The organism is Paracoccus lichenicola, assembly GCF_009708075.1.
Lineage (GTDB): Bacteria > Pseudomonadota > Alphaproteobacteria > Rhodobacterales > Rhodobacteraceae > Paracoccus > Paracoccus lichenicola.
Genome location: NZ_WMBT01000046.1, coordinates 1 through 2,987, shown reverse-complemented (window position 1 = coordinate 2,987; position 2,987 = coordinate 1). Strand labels below are relative to the sequence as shown.

General features: G+C 63.5%; 4 protein-coding genes. All 4 read left to right on the top strand.

Annotation, left to right across the window (positions count from 1 at the left end; all coding sequences use genetic code 11):
* Positions 1-301: 301 nt before the first annotated feature.
* The 4 genes from GIY56_RS18995 (at position 302) to GIY56_RS18815 (ending at position 2,627) form a co-directional block, all read left to right on the top strand.
* Positions 302-799, top strand: coding sequence for a helix-turn-helix domain-containing protein (locus GIY56_RS18995; protein ID WP_131023408.1), 498 nt, complete (start codon positions 302-304; stop codon positions 797-799).
* Positions 800-1,010: 211 nt separating this feature from the next.
* Positions 1,011-1,661 carry a hypothetical protein gene (locus GIY56_RS18205; RefSeq protein WP_196053698.1) on the top strand — a complete coding sequence of 217 codons (651 nt, stop codon included), beginning with the start codon at positions 1,011-1,013 and terminating at the stop codon, positions 1,659-1,661.
* Between the two features lie 144 nt (positions 1,662-1,805).
* Positions 1,806-1,940: a hypothetical protein gene (locus GIY56_RS18820; protein WP_268866594.1), complete on the top strand. Its 135-nt coding sequence runs from the start codon at positions 1,806-1,808 to the stop codon at positions 1,938-1,940.
* 558 nt (positions 1,941-2,498) lie between these two features.
* Positions 2,499-2,627, top strand: coding sequence for a hypothetical protein (locus GIY56_RS18815; protein ID WP_268866593.1), 129 nt, complete (start codon positions 2,499-2,501; stop codon positions 2,625-2,627).
* The last annotated feature ends 360 nt before the right edge of the window (positions 2,628-2,987 follow it).

Sequence of the window (2,987 nt, the reverse complement as noted above, 5' to 3'; positions counted from 1 at the left end):
TGCGACGCCTCGGACCGCACCAGATCGCTTCTAGCGTTCCAGCAACTCGTCTCGCCGGTTATTTCGTTCTATTTCGCCTCGCTTCGTCCCATTTCGGGCCAATGTCGCCACGAGGGGCGCTTCCCACGCCGCTTTTTGGCCGCTCAAACGCCCGAAAATCGCCGATTTTGGTGTAACGCTCCCCCAGAGCCTCCAAACCACCCAAATTGCCAGCGTTCACTGGGGTCTGCGGCGCGGACCAGAGTGTAACGCTGCCAAGTTACATTTCCTGCTACAGTCCCTCCCTCAAGGCCGAGGCGGGATGCACGGCGCGGCAGAACATGGCATAGGTGTTCAAACCTGCTCACGGTGGACCATGCCCAGACTGACCCCCAATGCCGCCGCCGAACGCTCCGGCCAGAGCCGCGCCACGATCACCCGGGCCATTGCCGCCGGGGAGCTCGAAGCCACGAAGCACCGTAACCGATGGTCCATCGACCTGGACGACCTCGACCGCTGGACGGCCCAGAGGCCGCTCAGCGCGGGCAGGGGCGCCAATGGGCGATTTCAAAGGGGCGAGGTGCCGGAACCCTCCCAGATGCCTCTCAGAAGCTCTCAGAGCGCCGCTGAGGGGCCTCATGGGTCTGAAGCTACCCACGCCCGCCTAGAGGCTCTTGAGGCTCTGTGCGGCGCTCTGAGGGCCGAGATTGAGGATCTCCGGGGACAGGTCCGGGAACTGGCAGGAACCGGAACGGCTTCCTCCCCGGCTCCTGCCCCAGAAGCCAAGCGCCGCTTGTGGCCCTTCTCGGCCAAGTCCTGATCTGCTGCCATGCGGGGCGCTGCGGGAGCCAAGCCACCCCCCTATTCCCCAGCAAAATCCAACCGTTCCAAAGGCGCAAACGGCCAAGTTTTCCACAAGAGGGTAAGGGAGATATATCTATCTCTTATCTAGGTGAGCCGGATCCTGCTTTTCCGCCCGTAGCTTAGGCTTGCAATAAGTCGCACAACATGCGACCACTAGGTCGCACAACATGCGACCTATCGAGGGACAGATGAAGCCAGCGAAAGATGCCTTCGCGGCGGCGATCGAGAGGGCCGAAAAGAGCCTGAAACGCCGCGCCCGCGGACCCGCCCGGGAGACCCCGCAGGAGCGGGGCCACACAGTCACCAAGCTATCCGATGAACGGGCCAAGAAGCGGCGCGAGGAAGCCCGCCAGATCGTTGCTCAAGCCCGCCGCCTCGGCCTCGATCCCGACACCCTCGCCAAGATCGACAGCGCCGCCAAAGCCCATGCCAAAAGCTCTGAAAACTGGATTTTCGTGATGCTAGGACCGAAAGAAAACGCTGCCGTGGTCCGCTGGATCAACCAGCACTCCAAGCGCCCGCACAAGGCACAAGAGCTTTGGGCCACCCTGCTCGAACATCTCCGCATGGATACCGGCGAGATCATGGCCACGCGGCAGCAGCTGGCGGAGCGTGTCGGAATTACCCCCCGCGATCTCTCCAGCACGATGAGCGAGCTTGCCTCGATCAACGCGATCCGCCGCGAGAAGGAAGGCCGGACCGTCCGCTACTTCCTAAATCCCGGCATTGCCACGCACATTCCGAACGCCTCGGCCCGCAAGGCCGCCCGAGAAGGCGCCGGCCCCCTCCTGCGGATCATGGAAGGCGGAAAGCCGTAGCGCCTGGAACCTTGGCCATCCGGCCCGGTTCAGGTGCGGTGAGGACTCCTCGAACATCCTTCATGGGAGGCCCTTGCACCCAGCCTGGTTGTGAGGGCCTTTCGCGTCCTGGAACCTTTGCCCCTGTGCCTGGTTTAGCGCGCCATGAACAAACCACCGCGCCGCCGCCTGTCCCGTCCGAAGGCCCCGCCCGCCCTGCCGCCGCGCTTGCAGGAACTGGCCCGGCAGCTTGCGGAAGCCCTGCGCGAGGCGCGGCGCAAGGCGTCCAAGAAGCCCTAGACCGCACAACCCCGGCGCGATCTCTCGGGCCGGGGTTTGCCGTGTCATAAAACCCATTCTTTCCCGCAGCGCAGCCGCAGGTTGATCTGGCCCGACTCAAATCGGGGCAGACAAGCGTGATCTGAATGGCTTCTGATTGTGCAACTGGGCGCACTTTGCCGCCTTTCCGAGCGGCCCGAAGGGGAGAAATGCTGCAATGCAGCGTAAATCCGTGACAAGTACCGGCAGGGTGTGCATTCTGAAGGTGAAGCCAAGCCGCTTCACTCCTTCGCCAGGCCCGCCCTCCTCCTCCCTGCGGGCCTGGTAACGAACCATCGAAGGCCACCGGACCTGCCGCCCCTCCTCCTCCCTGCGGTCAGGCCCGGTGGTCTTTCGCTTCTGCCGGTTGCTATTGCGCTATCTTGCTAGCCCGCTAGCGCGCAACCTTTGCTATCTGGCCCGGTTCAGGTGCGGTGAGGACTCGTCGAACATCCTTTATGGGAGGCCCTTGCACCTGGCATGGTTGCGAGGGCCTTTCGCGTCCTGGAACCTTTGCCGCATTGCACGGTTCACCGCGCCATGACCGAGCCGCCGCCGCCTCGTTTTCCACCTTCCGCACCCTCCCTGCCGCCCCGCCTGAAGGCGCTGGCCTGGCAGCTTGCGGAAGTCCTGCGCCTGGCGCAGCGCGAGGCGGCGGCGAACCCCTGAACCGCAAAACCCCGACGACATCGCCCCCCAAGAGGCAGGGGAGGAGGGGTTTTGCCCGCCCGATCAGGGCGGATCTCGTTCTTCACGCCGAAACGGCCTCTAAGCCCTGAAAACATGGGGTGAAGTGGGTGCGCGGGAGCACTGAACATAGGCTCCCTATTTCCTGCCAACTTCACTTCACCACTGGGCTCACACTCAACACTCAACACGAAACACAGCCATCTGCGACGCCTCGGACCGCACCAGATCGCTTCTAGCGTTCCAGCAACTCGTCTCGCCGGTTATTTCGTTCTATTTCGCCTCGCTTCGTCCCATTTCGGGCCAATGTCGCCACGAGGGGCGCTTCCCACGCCGCTTTTT

Coding starts and splice junctions, on each gene's coding strand:
- GIY56_RS18820 (WP_268866594.1), top strand. CDS start 1,806: ATGAACAAACCACCGCGCCGCCGCCTGTCCCGTCCGAAGGCCCCGCCC.
- GIY56_RS18995 (WP_131023408.1), top strand. CDS start 302: ATGCACGGCGCGGCAGAACATGGCATAGGTGTTCAAACCTGCTCACGG.
- GIY56_RS18815 (WP_268866593.1), top strand. CDS start 2,499: ATGACCGAGCCGCCGCCGCCTCGTTTTCCACCTTCCGCACCCTCCCTG.
- GIY56_RS18205 (WP_196053698.1), top strand. CDS start 1,011: ATGCGACCTATCGAGGGACAGATGAAGCCAGCGAAAGATGCCTTCGCG.